This is a genomic window from Sphingomonas tabacisoli, assembly GCF_042678385.1.
GTDB lineage: Bacteria > Pseudomonadota > Alphaproteobacteria > Sphingomonadales > Sphingomonadaceae > Sphingomonas_B > Sphingomonas_B tabacisoli.
The window spans coordinates 1,714,813-1,731,267 of sequence record NZ_JBHUDY010000001.1; the positions used below are offsets into that span (position 1 = coordinate 1,714,813).

17 protein-coding genes are annotated in these 16,455 nt (G+C 65.8%); 6 read left to right on the forward strand and 11 right to left on the reverse strand.

Annotation, left to right across the window (positions count from 1 at the left end; translation table 11 throughout):
• The first annotated feature begins 13 nt into the window (after nt 1–13).
• Nucleotides 14–766, forward strand: a complete 753-nt coding sequence (gene mazG / locus ACFSCW_RS08890) for a nucleoside triphosphate pyrophosphohydrolase (protein WP_380888488.1) — start codon at nt 14–16, stop codon at nt 764–766.
• Here the strand turns inward: mazG and hflX are convergent.
• The 5 genes from hflX to dusB form a co-directional block, all read right to left on the reverse strand.
• Nucleotides 745–2,034 (reverse strand): GTPase HflX, encoded by a 1,290-nt coding sequence (gene hflX / locus ACFSCW_RS08895; RefSeq protein WP_380888489.1) that lies wholly within the window; start codon nt 2,032–2,034, stop codon nt 745–747. The two genes, mazG and hflX, sit on opposite strands and share 22 nt — an antisense overlap.
• A gap of 40 nt (nt 2,035–2,074) precedes the next feature.
• A complete protein-coding gene (gene hfq, locus ACFSCW_RS08900) occupies nt 2,075–2,617 on the reverse strand; it encodes an RNA chaperone Hfq (protein WP_380890069.1) in 543 nt (180 codons plus the stop codon).
• Between the two features lie 36 nt (nt 2,618–2,653).
• A complete protein-coding gene (ntrX, locus tag ACFSCW_RS08905; RefSeq protein ID WP_380888490.1) occupies nt 2,654–4,036 on the reverse strand; it encodes a nitrogen assimilation response regulator NtrX in 1,383 nt (460 codons plus the stop codon).
• 4 nt (nt 4,037–4,040) lie between these two features.
• Complete coding sequence (locus tag ACFSCW_RS08910; RefSeq protein WP_380888491.1) at nt 4,041–6,293, reverse strand: sensor histidine kinase; 2,253 nt, start codon at nt 6,291–6,293, stop codon at nt 4,041–4,043.
• A gap of 79 nt (nt 6,294–6,372) precedes the next feature.
• Entirely contained in the window at nt 6,373–7,371 is a 999-nt protein-coding gene (dusB, locus tag ACFSCW_RS08915; protein ID WP_380888492.1) for a tRNA dihydrouridine synthase DusB, read from the reverse strand.
• Between the two features lie 65 nt (nt 7,372–7,436).
• On the opposite strand from dusB, the gene ACFSCW_RS08920 reads away from it, so the two are divergent.
• Genes ACFSCW_RS08920 through ACFSCW_RS08930 form a run of 3 tightly spaced genes read left to right on the forward strand, consistent with a single transcriptional unit; the run spans nt 7,437 to nt 9,666 of the window.
• Nucleotides 7,437–8,585 carry a bifunctional 2-C-methyl-D-erythritol 4-phosphate cytidylyltransferase/2-C-methyl-D-erythritol 2,4-cyclodiphosphate synthase gene (locus tag ACFSCW_RS08920; RefSeq protein ID WP_380888493.1) on the forward strand — a complete coding sequence of 383 codons (1,149 nt, stop codon included), beginning with the start codon at nt 7,437–7,439 and terminating at the stop codon, nt 8,583–8,585.
• Nucleotides 8,582–9,121, forward strand: a complete 540-nt coding sequence (locus ACFSCW_RS08925; RefSeq protein WP_380888494.1) for a hypothetical protein — start codon at nt 8,582–8,584, stop codon at nt 9,119–9,121. The genes ACFSCW_RS08920 and ACFSCW_RS08925 overlap by 4 nt, the downstream gene beginning before the upstream one ends.
• The gene (locus ACFSCW_RS08930) at nt 9,118–9,666 is read left to right on the forward strand and encodes a CinA family protein (protein ID WP_380888495.1); all 549 of its coding nucleotides are present in this window, start codon (nt 9,118–9,120) and stop codon (nt 9,664–9,666) included. The genes ACFSCW_RS08925 and ACFSCW_RS08930 overlap by 4 nt, the downstream gene beginning before the upstream one ends.
• Here ACFSCW_RS08930 and ACFSCW_RS08935 read toward each other — a convergent pair.
• Nucleotides 9,603–10,088 carry a type II toxin-antitoxin system RatA family toxin gene (locus ACFSCW_RS08935; RefSeq protein WP_380888496.1) on the reverse strand — a complete coding sequence of 162 codons (486 nt, stop codon included), beginning with the start codon at nt 10,086–10,088 and terminating at the stop codon, nt 9,603–9,605. The two genes, ACFSCW_RS08930 and ACFSCW_RS08935, sit on opposite strands and share 64 nt — an antisense overlap.
• Nucleotides 10,088–11,005, reverse strand: a complete 918-nt coding sequence (lipA, locus tag ACFSCW_RS08940; protein ID WP_380888497.1) for a lipoyl synthase — start codon at nt 11,003–11,005, stop codon at nt 10,088–10,090. Before lipA ends, ACFSCW_RS08935 begins: the two co-directional genes overlap by 1 nt.
• A gap of 65 nt (nt 11,006–11,070) precedes the next feature.
• Between lipA and ACFSCW_RS08945 the strand changes: the two genes are divergently transcribed.
• Nucleotides 11,071–11,706, forward strand: a complete 636-nt coding sequence (locus tag ACFSCW_RS08945; RefSeq protein WP_380888498.1) for a carbonic anhydrase — start codon at nt 11,071–11,073, stop codon at nt 11,704–11,706.
• Between the two features lie 62 nt (nt 11,707–11,768).
• A complete protein-coding gene (locus tag ACFSCW_RS08950; RefSeq protein WP_380888499.1) occupies nt 11,769–12,254 on the forward strand; it encodes a hypothetical protein in 486 nt (161 codons plus the stop codon).
• Nucleotides 12,255–12,292: 38 nt separating this feature from the next.
• Here the strand turns inward: ACFSCW_RS08950 and rpmE are convergent, their stop codons facing one another.
• The 4 genes from rpmE to bamA all read right to left on the reverse strand — a co-directional run bounded on the left by rpmE (nt 12,293) and on the right by bamA (nt 16,437).
• The gene (rpmE, locus tag ACFSCW_RS08955; RefSeq protein ID WP_380888500.1) at nt 12,293–12,526 is read right to left on the reverse strand and encodes a 50S ribosomal protein L31; all 234 of its coding nucleotides are present in this window, start codon (nt 12,524–12,526) and stop codon (nt 12,293–12,295) included.
• 85 nt (nt 12,527–12,611) lie between these two features.
• On the reverse strand, nt 12,612–13,100 hold the full coding sequence (gene fabZ / locus ACFSCW_RS08960; RefSeq protein WP_380888501.1) for a 3-hydroxyacyl-ACP dehydratase FabZ: 489 nt from the start codon (nt 13,098–13,100) through the stop codon (nt 12,612–12,614).
• On the reverse strand, nt 13,100–13,750 hold the full coding sequence (locus ACFSCW_RS08965; RefSeq protein ID WP_380888502.1) for an OmpH family outer membrane protein: 651 nt from the start codon (nt 13,748–13,750) through the stop codon (nt 13,100–13,102). Before ACFSCW_RS08965 ends, fabZ begins: the two co-directional genes overlap by 1 nt.
• Complete coding sequence (gene bamA / locus ACFSCW_RS08970; protein WP_380890070.1) at nt 13,750–16,437, reverse strand: outer membrane protein assembly factor BamA; 2,688 nt, start codon at nt 16,435–16,437, stop codon at nt 13,750–13,752. The genes ACFSCW_RS08965 and bamA overlap by 1 nt, the downstream gene beginning before the upstream one ends.
• Nucleotides 16,438–16,455: the final 18 nt, after the last annotated feature.

Sequence of the window (16,455 nt, forward strand, 5' to 3'; positions counted from 1 at the left end):
ATCGGGATTTGATATGGACGCTTCCGTGGCTCCCCTCGCGCTCGATCGTCTCGCCAAAATCATGGCGCGTTTGCGCGATCCTGAGCGCGGCTGCGAATGGGACGTGCAGCAGACTTTCGCAACGATCGCGCCGTACACGATCGAGGAAGCCTATGAGGTCGCCGACGCGATCGAGCGCGACGACCTCGATGCGCTTAAGGACGAGCTCGGCGACTTGGCGCTTCAGGTCGTGTTCCACGCGCGCATGGCCGAGGAACTTGGGCGGTTCGATCTTGCCGACGTGCTGACCGCGATCGCCGACAAGATGGAGCGCCGCCATCCGCACGTCTTCGGCGATCACGAGCATTCGCCCGGCTGGGAGGCGCTGAAGGCCGAGGAACGCACCGCCAAGGACGATCCGAGCGCGCTGGCCGGCGTCGCCCACGCCTTGCCGGCGTTGCTCCGCGCCGAAAAACTGCAGAAGCGTGCCGCGCGGACCGGTTTCGACTGGCCCGACGCCAGCGGCGCCCGCGCCAAGATTCTCGAGGAGCTGGACGAGATCGCCGCCGCGCCGGCCGAGGAGCTGGAGGAGGAAGTCGGCGACCTGCTCTTCGCGGCGGTCAACTTCGCACGTCATCTAAAGATCGATCCGGAAACCGCCCTCCGCCGGGCCAACGCCAAGTTCGAGCGCCGCTTCCGTGCGATGGAAACGATGGACCAGCGCTTCGCCGCGCTCAGCCTCGATGACAAGGAAGCGCTTTGGGTTCAGGCCAAGGAGCGCGCCTGAAACCGGTCCCAGTCGCGGTCGGACAGCCGCACTTCATAAGCGATTCGTTCGTCGCCGATCGTCTCTTCGAGCACTTCGCCATGCTCGTGCAGCCAGGCTGCCGCCGCGCCATTGCCGATCGGCAGCTCGACATGGCGCACCCGATTGGCGCCCGTCAGCCGGTCGGACATGAGCCGCTGGAGCGCCTCCACGCCCTCCCCCGACAAGGCCGAGATCAGCGCGACGTCCTCCCGCCGCGCCGCTTCCGCTTCGACCTGGCCCCGCTGCTCGGCGTCGAGCTGGTCGAGCTTGTTCCACGCCTCGATCCGCGGCGCTTCGGCACCGATTTCTGCAAGCACGCGCTCGACATCGGCGCGCTGCGCGTCGCTGTCCGGGTGCGCGATGTCGCGGACATGGACGATCAGGTCGGCCGAGATCACTTCCTCCAAGGTCGCGCGGAAAGCGGCGACAAGCTGGGTCGGCAGGTCGGACACGAAACCGACGGTGTCGGACAGGATCGCCTTGTCGAGCCCCGGCAGCGCGATCTGCCGCATCGTCGGATCAAGCGTCGCGAACAGCAGGTTTTCGGCCATGACGTCGGCGCCGGTTAGGCGGTTGAACAGCGTCGACTTGCCGGCGTTGGTGTAGCCGACCAGCGCGATCACCGGCCAGGGCGCGCGGCGGCGGCGGTCGCGGTGCAGCGTGCGCGTGCGGCTCACCGTCTCCAGTTCGCGGCGCAGCTTCGCCATGCGGTCGCGGATCAAGCGGCGGTCGGCCTCGATCTGGGTTTCGCCCGGGCCGCCGAGGAACCCGAAACCGCCGCGCTGCCGCTCCAGGTGGGTCCAGCTCCTGACCAGCCGGCCCGCCTGATAATCCAGATGCGCGAGCTCAACTTGCAGCCGGCCTTCCGCCGTCGCCGCGCGCTCGCCGAAGATTTCCAGGATCAGCCCGGTGCGGTCGATCACCTTGGCCTTGGTCGCTTCTTCCAGATTGCGCTGCTGCACAGGGCTGATCGCGCCATCGACGACGACAAGCTGCGCCTCCTGAGCACGAACGGCGGTCGCGATCTCCTCGACTTGGCCGCTGCCGAACAGGGTCGCCGGCTTCGGCGCACGCACGCGGAACGCGAGCCGCTCGACCACGTCGATGCCGATTGCTTCGGCAAGCCCTGCCGCCTCGTCCAGCCGCGCGTCCGTGTCTCGCCCATCCGCGTTCCGCAAATCGGGATAAGCGATCACGGCCCGCGCGCCGCGGGCGAATTCGTCATAGTCGCGCTGAAAACCGGTCATCGGATGGGAGATAGGCGTTCGACGCGGCCGGACAACCGCGTCAATCGCCCTGCGCCTGCTCCTCGGCCAGGTTCAACGGGTGCGACGGCTGCACGGTGGAGATCGCATGTTTGTAGACAAGCTGCGTCTGGCTTTCGCGGCGCAGCAGCAGACAGAACAGGTCGAACGCGGCGACCTCCCCTTGCAGCATGACGCCGTTCACCAGGAACATGGTGACGGGATCCTCGCTGCGACGGACGGCGCTCAGGAACACTTCCTGAAGCAGCACCGGCTTTTTCTGCCCGTCCGCGAACGCCTTTTCGATCGGGCCCAGATCGACTGGCCCCGCCGGCATCACCGTCGAGATCGCATGCTTGTAGACAAGCTGCGAGTTGCCATCCCGGCGCAGCAGCACCGAGAAATTGTCGAACCAGGTGATGATCCCCTGCAGCTTCACGCCCTTGACCAGGAACATGGTCACCGGCGTCTTGGACTTGCGCAGCGAATTCAGGAAAATGTCCTGAAGATTGTTGACCTTATCGGCCATAACAGCACCTCCGCTCTTGCTGGCGGCTTCTCGGCTCCCCCTGTGGAAGCGCTTCAGTCCATAGCTGTAAAGCTTAAGACCGTCGAGTCGACGCTATTCTTCGTCTCGGGAGTCCGCGAGGCCCAGCAGCTTCAGCTTCCGGTGCAACGCTGAACGCTCCATTCCGATGAAGCTCGCAGTGCGCGATATGTTCCCGGAAAAGCGACGAATTTGGACGCGAAGATATTCGCGCTCGAAGGTTTCCCGCGCTTCGCGAAGCGGCGCGCCCATCATTGCCGTCGTGGTCGCGTTCGAAGCGAGCTGCGGCTGATCGCTCAGCACTTCGGCGGGAAGCATATCGATGTCGATTCGCCCGATTCGGTCACCCGGCGCCATGATGATGGTGCGCTCGACGATATTGCGGAGCTGGCGGACGTTGCCCGGCCAGTCATAGGCCTGCAGCGCGGCCATCGCGTCGCCGGCCACTTCCGGGGTCGGCACACGCCGTTCGGAGGCGTAGCGGGCGACGAAATGGTCGACGAGCGATGGAATGTCCTCGCGGCGTTCGGTCAAGGGCGGCAAGTGCACCGGCACCACGTTCAGCCGGTAATATAGATCCTCGCGGAACCGCCCGCCCGAAATCTCGTCCGGCAGATGCCGCGACGTGGCCGAGACCACGCGGACATCGACCTTCACCGTGCGCTGCCCGCCGACCCGCGCGAAGCTCTGGTCGGTCAGCACGCGCAGGATCTTCGCCTGGGTGGTAACGGGCATGTCGGCGATCTCGTCGAGGAACAAGGTCCCGCCATGTGCCTGTTCGAGTAGGCCGGGACGCGCGAGCTCGCCCCCCTCCTCCACACCGAACAATTCCTCCTCGACGCGTTCCGGCGTCATCCGTGCTGCGCTGACCACCACGAACGGCGCTTCGGCGCGCGGGCTCCAGAGGTGCAGCAGCCGCGCTGCGACTTCCTTGCCGACGCCCGCCGGGCCGGTGATCAGCACGCGGCTGCCGGTCGCCGCCACCCGCTTCAGGGTCGCGCGAACCTGATTGATCGCGGACGAGCTCCCGGTCAGCTCGTCGCCGCCGCCGACCTGTGCTTTCAGCGTCGCATTCTCGCGCCGCAACCGCTCGGTCTCGGTCGCCCGGCTGACGAGCAGCAGCAGGCGCTCGGCCTCGAACGGCTTTTCGATAAAATCGGCGGCGCCGCGGCGCACGGCCGCCACCGCCGTGTCCAGATTGCCATGGCCGGAGATGACAAGCACAGGCAGCGACGGGTCGCGCCGCTTGATTTCGTCGAGCGTTTCGAGACCGTCGAGCCGCGAGCCCTGCAGCCACACGTCGAGCAGCACCAGCGACGGCCGCCGGTCGCGGATCGCGTCCAGCGCCGCGTCGCTGTCCGCCGCGGTGCGGGTCGCATAGCCCTCGTCTTCCAGCACGCCGGAGACGAGATCGCGAATATCCTGTTCGTCGTCGACGATAAGTACGTCCAGCGCCACGCCTTCAGCTCCGTGTCAGCGCGATGGGGGCGCGCTCTTCTTCAATGTCCTGTTCGCGGTCGGCGAGCGGCGCCAGCGCCTCGGGATCGAGCGTGATGCAAACGATGGTACCGCCCCCTTCCCTGTCCTTCAGCTCGATCGTGCCGAAATGCTCCTCGACGATCTTCTTGACGATCGCGAGCCCAAGGCCGGTGCCGCGGACGCGGGTCGTCATATAGGGCTCGAACAGCCGCCCACGATCGGGGGGCAGGCCGGCGCCATTATCTTCGATTTCGATCAGCAGGTGCCGATCGTCGGCCTTCGTAATCCGCATTTCGATCTGGCCCTCGACCGGGCCTGATTCGCATTTTCTTTCAATCGCTTCAACGCCGTTCTTGACGAGGTTCGTAAGTGCCTGGCCCAATTGCCGCCGGTCGCACACCAGCGTCGGCGACGGGTCGGGCGCGTCCAGCGTAAAGCGGATGCCGGGATGCGCGACTTCGTGCAGGAAGAGCGACTGGCGCGCTATGTCGACCACGGCTTCGGCACGGAACAACGGTTTCGGCATGCGCGCGAAGGACGAGAATTCGTCGACCATGCGGCGAAGATCGCCGACCTGCCGCACGATCGTCTCAGTCAGCCGGTCGAAGGTCGAGCGGTCGTTGGTGATGTCCTTGCCGTAACGGCGCTGCAGCCGCTCGGCGGCGAGCTGGATCGGGGTGAGCGGGTTCTTGATCTCGTGCGCGATGCGGCGCGCCACGTCGGACCAGGCCGCACGGCGCTGGTCGAGCAATTGCTGGGTGATGTCGTCGAACGTCAGCACCGATCCGCGCTCGTTGACGACGATCTTGACCGCGAGCGTTCGCGGATCGCCGCCGCTGGTGAGCTGCACCACTTCCTCGCGGTCATGGCCGTCGAGGAGAGCGCCGAGTTCGGGCGCAATATCGCCGATCTTATGGCCGACCTCGTTGCCCCCCGCTTTCAGCAGCGCGGCCGCCGAGCTGTTCATCAGGCGGATGCTGCCGTCCGGATCGGCGGAAATCACGCCTGCCGTCACGCCCGACAGCACGGCCTCGGTGAAGGCGCTGCGGCGGTCGAGCTGGTCGTTCGCGGTCACGAGCTGCTGGGTCTGTTCCTCCAGCCGATGAGTCATCCGGTTGAAGGCATTGGCGAGCGTGCCGATTTCGTCGCGCTCTCGTGGTGTCTCGACCCGCGCCGACAAGTCGCCCGCTGTTACCTTGCGCGCGGCATCGACCAGTTCGCCTACCGGCCGCACCAGCCGATCCGCCACGCGCAGGGCGATCCACACCGCGGCCCCGACGATCAGCAGCGAGATCAGCAACAGCGCGGCGTTGAAGCGCAATTGCAGCGACCGCGTCCGCTCCAGCAGTGCATTATAGTCGCGCAGTACCGCCTTCGCGCGGGCGCTCTGGCTGCGCGCCTGCGGGTCGGAGAGGCGGGACGCGTACACGAAGGTGTTCGTGTCCGGCATCAGCTTGGTGACGGCCTCTATCCGGTCAGGGCTGTCTGTGACCACCACCGGCTCACCCCGATTGAGCCGCGAGACGACTTCGGGCGAGACGCGCCGTTCGACCGGCCGCGCGTCCGGGTTCACCATCGCCAAGGTGCGGGCGCTGCCGTCGACGCTGATCGCCACGATCGCCGACTCGCTGAACTTGCGCGAGAGCACCTGCCAGCCATAGCCCTGTGCGAATTCGGGGCTGTCGGAGCGCGCCTGCGCCAGATAGTCGCGCAAGTCGCCGGCCATCGTCACCGTCTCGGCGGCGACTTCCTGCCGCTTCTCCTGATAATAGCCCTGCGCCAGCTCGCCGGCATTCTCGAGCATGCCGCGCGCACGGTCCGAGAACCAGAACTCGACCCCGTATTGGAACAGCAGCGACGCGAAGATCACGACCAGGATAGTCGGGACTGCCGCGATCACCGAGAACAAGGCGACGAGGCGCACGTGCAGCCGCCCTCCTCCGCCGATCGGCGACTGGGCGGCGCGCTTGCGGGCCACCCGCCTGCCCCACAGCACCAGCAGCGCCATGGCCGGTACGAGGTTGGCGATCAGCAGTAGCGCGACCAGGGGGGGCGCGAGCGGCGTATTCCCCGGCTGACTGATCAGCCAGAGGTAAGTGCCGACCGCGATGCCGATCGCGGCAAGCAGCGTCAGCAGCTCGACCGCGGGCATGTAGCGCGAGCGACGGTAGATCACGGACAGAGTCCGGCGCCACCGTGGAGTTCGGATCGGAGAGTCGGCCAGGCCGGCATTCATCGTTGCAGAGATACAACAGTTTAACGACTTGCCAAACATATGTTGCGCCTCCGCAACAGCATTTCGGCGCAATCAGCTCTCAGGCGGCGGCGCGGCTCAGCCAGGGAGTGTAGAATTCGCGCAACATGGTGAGCACGGTCGCGCCATCGGGCTCTTGGTTCACGCGGTTGCGGAACTCGGCCGATCCGGTCAGGCCCTTGGTGTACCAGCCGATATGCTTGCGGGCCATGTTGACCCCGGTCATCTCACCATAATGTGCGAGCATCGCTTCGTAATGCTCGACAATCAGGTGATATTGTTCCTCGATGCTCGGGTCGGGGAGCGCCACGCCGTGCGCGAACCAGTGCATCACCTGGCGGAGCAGCCACGGCTTTCCGTAAGCCCCGCGCCCGATCATCACGCCGTCCGCGCTGGACTGCTCCAGCGCCTTTTCCGCATCGGCGATCGAGCAGATGTCGCCGTTGACGATCACCGGCACCGAAACCGCGTCCTTGACCTTGCGGACAAACGCCCAGTCCGCCTCGCCCTTGTACATCTGGCAGCGGGTGCGGCCGTGGATCGTGATCATCTGCACGCCGAGGTCTTCGGCGATCCGCGCAAGCTCCGGCGCATTGAGGCTCGCATGATCCCAGCCCATCCGCGTCTTCAGCGTGACGGGCACCTTCACCGCCTTGACCGTCGCTTCGATGATCGCGGCGGCAAGCGGGATATCGCGCATCAGCGCGGAGCCGGCGTCGCCGTTCACGACCTTCTTCACCGGACAGCCCATGTTGATGTCGATGATCGCCGCCCCGCGATCCTCGTTGAGCTTCGCCGCCTCGGCCATCTCCCGGGGCGAGCAGCCGGCAAGCTGCATCGACACCGGTTCCTCGACCGGATCCCAGGCCGCTTTCTGCAGCGACTGGCGCGTTTCCCGGATCATCGCCTGGCTCGCGATCATCTCCGTGACGTTCAGCCCCGAGCCGTAGCGCCGCACGATGCGACGGAACGGCAGATCGGTGACGCCAGTCATCGGCGCCAGGATCACTGGCGTCTCGATCCGCACGGGACCGATCTGGATGGGGTTCAAGCGAGCCATGAGAGCGGCCGCACATAGCGTCCAAGCCCCTTTTCGGCAAGGATAAGGGCGGCTAACGGGCGCGAGTGAACAGGGTCGTCGCATTGATTGTCGCCGCCGGCAAAGGCGAACGCGCGGGCGGCGGCGTGCCGAAGCAGTTCCGCGCCATCGCCGGCAAGCCGATCATCGCACACGCCTATGACCGTCTCGCCCAGCATCCGCGTATCGATGGCATCGTGATCGTGGCCGCCGACGAGACGCAGCTTCGCGAGGCGCTTGGCGATCGTCCCTTGCTTGCCGTCGCGCAGGGCGGCGCGACCCGGCGTCTGTCCGTCCGCGCCGGCCTGGACGCGATCGAGGCGCTCGGCGGCGCCGATATCGTGCTCATTCACGACGCCGCCCGGCCTTTGGTGCCGAGCGCGGTGGTCGACCGCCTGCTGGCCGCGCTGGAGCAAGCATCGGGCGCCGTCCCCACCCTCGCCGTTGCCGACACGCTCGTCCGAAAGGACGATGGAACGCTGGCCGATCGCGACGCCCTCGCTCGCGTGCAGACCCCCCAGGCTTTTCGTTTCGCTGACATCATGACGTCACATCGCGCATGGAACGAAGCGGCCGAACCGACCGATGACGCGCAAATGGCGCGTTCGGCCGGCTTCCCGGTGGCGCTGGTCGAAGGAGACCCGATGCTCGACAAGATCACGCGCCCCGAGGATTTCGCACTCGCCGAAGCCCGGCTCGGCCAGCGCCTCTTCCGCACCGGGATGGGCTTCGATGTCCACCGGCTCGCCGAAGGCGAGGAGCTATGGCTGGGCGGCATCCTGATCCCGCATGACAAGGGGCTGGCCGGCCATTCGGACGCGGACGTCGCGCTGCATGCAATCACCGACGCGATCCTGGGCGCGATGGCCGCGGGCGATATCGGCCAGCATTTCCCGCCCAGCGAGCCGCAATGGCGCGGCGCGCCTTCGTCGCGCTTCCTGGAACACGCCGCTTCGCTGGCCGCGGACCAGGGCGCCCGTATCGAGCATGTCGACCTGACGATCATCTGCGAAGCGCCCAAGATCGGCCCACATCGGGACGCCATCCGTGCCTGCATCGCCGCGCTGTTGCGGCTGCCTCTCGGACGGATTAGCGTCAAGGCGACCACGACGGAGCGGCTCGGCTTTACCGGGCGTGGCGAAGGCATCGCTGCGCAGGCGATCGCGACCGTCAGTTTCCGGGGGGACGGACAATGAAATCATTTCGCATCGGCGCCGCGATCGTTGCGCTCATATTGCCGCTTCAGAGCGTCGCTGCCGCCGAGCAAAGTTGCCTGACGCCTCCCGAGGCTCAGGCGCTGATCACCTCGTTCCTTCCCGACCTGATCCTCGCCACGCGCGACGGTTGCCGCGCCAGCTTGCCCGCCGACGCGTTCCTTGTCCGCTCGGGCGAGGCGCTGGCCGCGCGCTACGATGGCGAAGCAGGGCGCGCCTGGACGGCCGCGCGACCGGCGATGGGCAAGCTGATCGGGGAGGATGCCAAGCTTTTCGACAAGCTGGACGATCAGACCACCCGCAAGGTGATCGGCGCCGGCGTCGCCGCCAAGATGGGCGGTTCGGTGAAGGCTAAGGATTGCGAGACGGTCAGCCAGGTCCTCGAGGCACTGGAGCCACTGCCGCCGGCGAACATGTCGCGGTTGCTGGGCATAGTCTTCGAGGCGGTCGGCCGCGCCAAGAAACAGTCTTCGACGGGCTTTACGGTATGCCCGCCGCCTGCTCAGGCCGTACGATGACCGACACACCCCATCCCGTCATCGAATTCCTGCTCCCGCCGGAGCTGGTGGAGAAAGCGCGCGCAGTGATCGAGGCCAATCGCGCCGTAGGCCGTCGCATTGCCGTCACGGAAAGCTGCACCGGCGGGCTGGTCGGCGCGGCGCTGACGGAGATTCCCGGTTCCTCCGACGTGTTCGAGGCCAGCCTCGTCACCTATGGCAATGACGCGAAGGTCAAGCTGGCAGGTGTCGCGCTCGACGTGGTGGAGACGTTCGGCGCCGTTTCCATCGCGACCGCCTGGGCCATGGCGCAGGGCGCGCTCGCCCGCACCGAAGTGGATGTCGCGGTGGCTATCACAGGAATTGCCGGGCCGGAGGGCGGCTCCGAGAAGAAGCCGGTCGGGACGGTCGTGTTCGCGCGCGCCGAACGCGACGCCTCACCGGACAAGATCAAGGCCGAGCGCCGCGAGTTCGGCAATCTCGGCCGCGGGGGCATCCGCCTTCAGGCGGCGCTTTGCGCGCTCGAACTGCTGATGCCCGATGCGGCAATGTCGCGCGCGCCATAGAGCGCGGCCGCGCGTTCCTCAAAAGCGCCGATCATCTTCCTGAGCGCGGTGTCGAACACCTGGCCGGCCAGCGCCTCGAACACGCGGTTCTTGAAAGCGAAGTCGACACAGAAATCGACGAGCGTGCCGTCCTTCCCGTCCGGCCGGAATTTCCAGTCGTTGCTCAGATATTTGAGCGGGCCTTCGAGATAATCGACATGGATATGTTCCGGCCGCTCCTTGTGGACGCGGCTGGTGAAGCGTTCCCTGAGCGCCTTGAATCCGACGATCAAGTCGGCGACCATTTCGGTCGGTGTGTTGGACCGAACCCGCACCGCCGCGACCCAGGGCAGGAATTCGGCATAACGGCCGACATCCGCGACCAGATCGAACATCTGCTCCGGGCTATAGGGCAGTTGCCGGGTTTCGGAATGGCGCGGCATCAGCGGCCGAGCTTGGCCTCGCGTGCCGCGCGCATCTTCGCGAAATCGTCGCCGGCGTGATAGCTGGAGCGCGTCAGCGGCGAGGATGCGACCAGCAGGAAGCCCTTGGCGCGCGCGATCGCTGCATAGGCGTCGAACGCCTTTGGGGTCACGAACTCCTCGACCTTCGCGTGGCGCGGGGTCGGCTGCAGATACTGGCCCATCGTCAGGAAATCGACATCGGCGGAGCGCATGTCGTCCATCACCTGGTGCACTTCCAGCCGCTGCTCGCCCAGGCCCAGCATGATGCCGGACTTGGTGAAGATCGACGGGTCCAGCTTCTTGACGCTCTCCAGTAGCCGCAACGACGCATAGTAGCGCGCGCCGGGGCGGATCGTCGGATACAGCCGCGGCACAGTCTCCAGATTGTGGTTGTAGACGTCGGGCCGCGCCGCGACGATCGCTTCGACGGCCGCTTCATGCTTGTTGCGGAAATCGGGGGTCAGGATCTCGATCGTGGTGTTCGGCGTGGTCCGGCGCAGCGCCTCGATTACTTTCACGAACTGCGACGCGCCGCCGTCGGGCAGATCGTCGCGGTCGACGGACGTGACGACGATATGCTCCAGTCCCAGCTCGGCCGCCGCATCGGCGACGTGCTGCGGCTCCTTCGCATCGACCGCGCGCGGCATGCCGGTCTTCACGTTGCAGAAGGCGCAGGCCCGCGTGCAGGTGTCGCCCAGGATCATCACCGTCGCGTGCTTCTTGGTCCAGCACTCGCCGATGTTCGGGCAGGCCGCTTCCTCGCACACGGTCGCGAGGTTCAGGCGACGCATCAATTGCTTGGTCTCGGCGAACCCGACGCTGGTCGGCGCTTTCACGCGAATCCAGTCGGGCTTGCGCTGGCGCTGCGGTCTGATGATCGGGTCGGCTTCGCTCATGAAGCGCAGATAGCGAGCCTCGCCGCCGCTTGCCACCCCTGCCCTGTCCCCGTAACGCGAGCCGCATGAACAGCGGTTTCGAGGAACTGATCGCCGGCTATCGCCGGTTTCGCGCGACGGGCTGGTCGCAGCAGCGGGAACGCTGGGCCGAGCTGAAGGAAGGCCAGTCGCCGCGGGCGATGGTGATCGCCTGTTCGGACAGCCGGGTTGACCCAAGCATCATCTTCGACGTGTCGCCCGGCGAAATCTTCGTCGTGCGTAACGTGGCGGCGCTCGTGCCGCCGTTCGAGCTTGGCGGCCTGCGCCACGGTGTGTCGGCCGCGCTCGAATTCGCGGTGACGCAGCTCGAAGTGCCGGAAATCATCGTCATGGCGCACGGCGCCTGCGGCGGGGTCAATGCGGCACTCACGCGCCAATTCCGGGATGCCCCTCCGGGCGAGGGCGGCTTTATCGCGCGCTGGATGTCGATGCTCGACGAATCCCGCGATCGCATCGTCGCGGAGCTCGGCGAAGGACCGGAAGCAGTCCGCGCGCTGGAGCTGGAGAGCGTGCGCGTCAGCATCGCCAATCTGCGCACGTTTCCTTGCGTGCCGGTGCGCGAAGCGGCCGGAACGCTGAAGATCCACGGCGCCTATTTCGCGATCGCGGACGGCGTACTGCACGTCCTCGATGAAGCGACGGGACGTTTCTCCGCGGCCTGAATCGGAACGGGTGTGCCTCTCAAGCCGTTAAGGCGGCAGGTTCGTTGAGAGGAGAGAACGAAATGCTCATCCGCCTGATCGCGGGCGCGGCGCTGGTCGCGCTGGCCGCCCCGCTCGCCGCCCAGACCGCTGCCCCCACCAGCCCGCCGACTGCGCCAGGCACGAAAGACGATCCGGGCACGCCGCGCGCGCCGCTGCCGACCGACCGCGGCTATGACAAGCCGCAGACCCGCACGGAGGCGATCAACGCGCCCAATCGCGGCGAAGTGGCGGCTGCGAACAGCATGACCTCGGGCAGCTCGACCGGCGGCACCGCCGCGGTCAGCGCCGATCTTCAGGCGCAATACAATGCCGATATGGCGTCATGGGTCGATGCGATGCGCGGCCGGGACGCGAAGATCGCCGCCAATGCGCGCGAATATGACCGCCAGCAGCGCGCTTATGCCGATGCGATGTATGTGTGGCGGATGCAGGTCCGCGATTGCGAGCGTGGCTATCAGTTCGCCTGCCACCGCCCGACGCCGAATCCCGGCGATTTTTATCGGTAGAGCCTTGAGCCCTCCCCTCGCGGGGAGGGCCGAATGGCTTACTTCTTGGCGCCGAGGCTGAGGCCGCCGAAGCGCTTGTTGAAGCGCGCGACCTGGCCGCCCGCGTCGAGCAGGCGCTGGTTGCCGCCGGTCCAGGCCGGGTGCGCGAGCGGATCGATTTCGAGCGCCAGCGTGTCGCCTTCTTTGCCCCAGGTGGAGCGGGTCTCGTACGTGGTCCCGTCGGTCATCTGCACCTTAATGGTGTGATAATCGGGGTGAATGCCTTTTCTCATCTCAAATCTCCGGAACGGCCGGTTTCCGACCGGCCAAAGGAAGCGGCGCCGCTAGCAGACGCAGCGCCGAGTTACAACACCGCGCTCAGGCTGCCGGCGGGTCCGCGATCATCGCGGTAAAGTTCGCTTCCGCCGCGATCTGTCCGTCGACCAGCGCGCGGCCGGCGAATTTGCAGACCCGCGCCCGCTTCTGGACGAACTCGACTTCGAGGCGGAGCAGCACGCCGGGTTCCACCGGCTTCCTGAACTTCGCCTCTTCGATCGCCATGAAATAGACGAGCTTGCCCGATCCGCTGAGGCCCAGCGACTCGACGGCGAGCACGCCGGCGGCCTGCGCCAGCGCCTCGACGATCAAAACGCCCGGCATGATCGGCCGGCCCGGGAAATGTCCTTGGAAGAAGCCTTCGTTGAACGTCACCGCCTTGATCGCCGCGATCGACCGGTCGGGGATGATCTCCTCGACACGGTCGACGAGCAGCATCGGATAGCGGTGAGGAAGCGCCGCCAGCACGCGCGTAACGTCGAGCGGCCCGACGGCCGCCCGCGCCGCGCTCCCCTCACCCGCGTCCGTCATCAGCGGCCCTGCGGCTGCGGCTTCTGCTGCTGGTTGGCGGCGGGAGCGGCCGGCGCCGCGGCACCCTGCTGACCACCCGGCTGCCAATTGACCGGCGGCGTGATGCTGGCGGCCGGAACGAGCCGGTTGAGCTCCGTCGTCACGTCCGCAGTGATGTCGGCCGCCTGCTGGAACGACAGGGCGGCGTCGGGGCGTAGCACCAGGTTCACGTTCTTCCGCGTCATCGCGGCCTTCAGCGCGTCGTCCAGCTTGGCGACGATCTGCTCTTCCACATAGGCGCGCGCGCGGACCACCGGCTGGCCGATGCGGGCCAGTTCCTGCTGCGCCGCCTGCTGGCGCTGCTGCAGCGTGTTGTACTGGGTTTGAAGCGCCGCCTGGTTGGCGTTCGGCGCCTTCGCGTCGGTCTCCAGCTTGGTCGCGAGCGGCTGCAGCTCGTTGCGCAGCGCCGTCTGGCGCGTGTTCAGCTGGTCCAGCGTCGCCTTGTAAGTCGTCTGCATCTGGGTCATCGCGTTCGTCCAGGCGGTCGAGCGCTGTACGGCGGCGTCCAGATTGGCGACGGCGATGCTGTTCACCTGCGCCGAGGCCGGAACCGCGGCAATGGCGGTCGAAAGCGCCAGGCCGGCGGCGAGCGTCTTGATCATGGTCTTCATCAGAATTGCGTTCCTACGTTGAAAGTTACGAGCTGCGTATCGTCGCCCTTATATTTGACAAGCGCTTTGGCGATATCGATTCGGAAAGGACCGAAAGGCGAGTTCCAGTTGACGCCGAAGCCCACCGACACGCGCGGCTTGGGCGTGTCGCCCAGGAACACTTCGGAGAACGCCGGGATGGTCTGCGCGTAGTTGGTGGTTCCCGTCGGGCACGTGCCCGAGGCGGGTCGAACAGAGAGCGTGGTGCCATCTGCACCAAGGCACTGCTTGTTGCCGCTGGCGTCGAGGATATCGCGCGTCAGCGCCGCGCTGCCCGGCGGCAGCGTAAGAGTTGTCGGGCGCTTGACGCCAAACACCGAACCGATGTCGACGAACACCGACGGCCGCAACCCGAGCTCGCGAGCCCCCGAGCCCAACGGGATCTGCATTTCGATATGGCCGAGATAATAGGCGCGGCCGCCCAATGAGTCGTCCGCCAGCAAGGTCTTGCGGGTCGGATCGAGTATGAAGTTGCCGTTCGCGTCCTTCGCCGGCGTTCCATCGGAGTTATACTTATACGGCAGACGCTGCACGCGCGGGCCGATGCCGCGAATGTCGAAGCCGCGCATTTGCGGCTGGCCCAGATAGAAGCGATCCACCAGACGGACAGGATCGACTTCCGCACCCGATGCGTCGCGCCGCGTGCCTTCGAACGAATGGATATATCCACCCTGCGCGCTGAAGTTGACGACGAAGCCGCGGCCAAGATTCGTGTAGTGATCGGCCGATATAACCGTCTTCAGATATTTGACGCTGCCGCCCAGCCCCGCGAAATCCTGGCTCAGCACCAGCTTGTTGCCCTTGGTCGGGCGCAGGCCGTTGTCGGTCGTGTTGTAGGCGAGCGAATAGCCGAGCGACGAAGTCAGGCGATTGCCGATCGCATCGCACAGATAGCGCCCGGCAAGCAGCGGATCGCACTGGCCGTTCGTGTAATAGGTCAATTTGTCCAGCGAGACATCGTCTTTCGACAGGCCATAGCGAAGCTGGAGTTGGGTATATTCTGTGACAGGCACACCCAGCCGCAATCCCAAGCCGGTCTGCACCTGGCTGTAGGTATTGTTGCGCTGGTTGCCGTTGATGAAATTGAATGAGTTATAATCGCGGCGGAAGACGTTGCCGCCTAGCGCGATGTTCTTGTCGAGGAAATACGGCTCGGTGAAGCCCAGCTCGACCGATTTGGAATAGCGCGAGTAGTTGACCGACGCCGACAGCGACTGGCCGAGCCCGCGGAAATTGGTCTGCTCGATCGAGGCGTTGACCAGGAACCGCTCTAGGCTCGAATAGCCGGCCGAAAGCGAGAGCGATCCGGTCGGCTTTTCTTCCAGATTGGCTTCGAGCACGACCCGGTCGGGCGTCGAGCCCGGCTTCTGGTCGATCTCGAACTTTTCTTGGAAATAGCCGAGCGACTGGATGCGATCCTTCGAGCGCTTCACCTGGAAAGTGTTGAACGGATCGCCTTCCTGCAGGCGGAATTCGCGGCGCACGACCTTGTCCTGGGTGATCGTGTTGCCGTTGATGTTGATCCGCTCGACATAGACGCGCGGCGTTTCGGCAAGGCGGAAAGTCAGGTTCATCACCTTCTTTTCCGGATCGCGGTCGAACTCTGGATCGGCTTCGGCAAAGGCATAGCCGAGCAGCCCCGCGGTCTCGTTAAGCCCGTTGACCGTATCTTCGACCTGCTTCGCGTTGTACCAGTCGCCCTTCTTCATCGGGACGATCGACTTGGCGAAGTCCGGCTTGAAGTCGCGCAGGTCGCTCTCGACCTTCACGTCGCCGAATTTATAGCGCTGCCCTTCCTCGACCACATAGGTGATGATGAAGTCGCGCTTGTCAGGCGTCAGTTCCGCGATTGCAGAGACGACGCGGAAATCCGCATAGCCTTGCGTCAGGTAGAATTGACGCAGCTTCTGCTGGTCATAGGCCAGACGGTCCGGATCGAAGCTTGTGTTGGAGCTGAAGAAGCTGGTCAGGCGCGCCTGCTTGGTCGCCATCTCGTGGCGCAGTCGGCCGTCCTTGAACTTCTCGTTGCCGATGATGTTGATCTGCTCGACGCGCGACTTGGAGCCTTCGACGATCGAATAGACGACGTCGACGCGGTTCTGGTCGAGCGTGACCATCTGCGGATCGACCGTCGCCGCGTAACGGCCCTGACGGCGATACAGCTCGATGATGCGGGCGACGTCGGCGCGGACCTTGGAGCGCGTGAAGATCTGGCGCGGCGCCAGCCGGATCTCCTTGAGGATCTTGTCCTCTTTCAGCCGCTTGTTGCCCTCGAAGATGATCCGGTTGACGACCGGGTTTTCCTTCACCTCGATCGTGACGACCCCGCTCGCCTCGCGCACCGTCACATCGGCGAACAGCTCGGTCGCGAACAGGTCCTTGATCGCCTGGTCGCCCTTTTCCGCGGTATAGAGATCGCCCGGCCGCAGCTTGAGATAGGAGCGGACCGTATCGGGCTCGATGCGCTGCGATCCGACGACATTGATCTGCGTGATCACATCGCCCGTCGGCAGCACCGGCGCCTGCGCCGGTTGGGCGGGCGGGGCCTGATCGGTGACCGGCTGCCGCGTCTGGGCGGCGAGCGGCATGGAGAAAGTGGCGAGCATCGTGCCGGCGAGCAGCACGGGGATCGGCCGGTTGCGGAACATGAACGTAGAAGAGGCCGT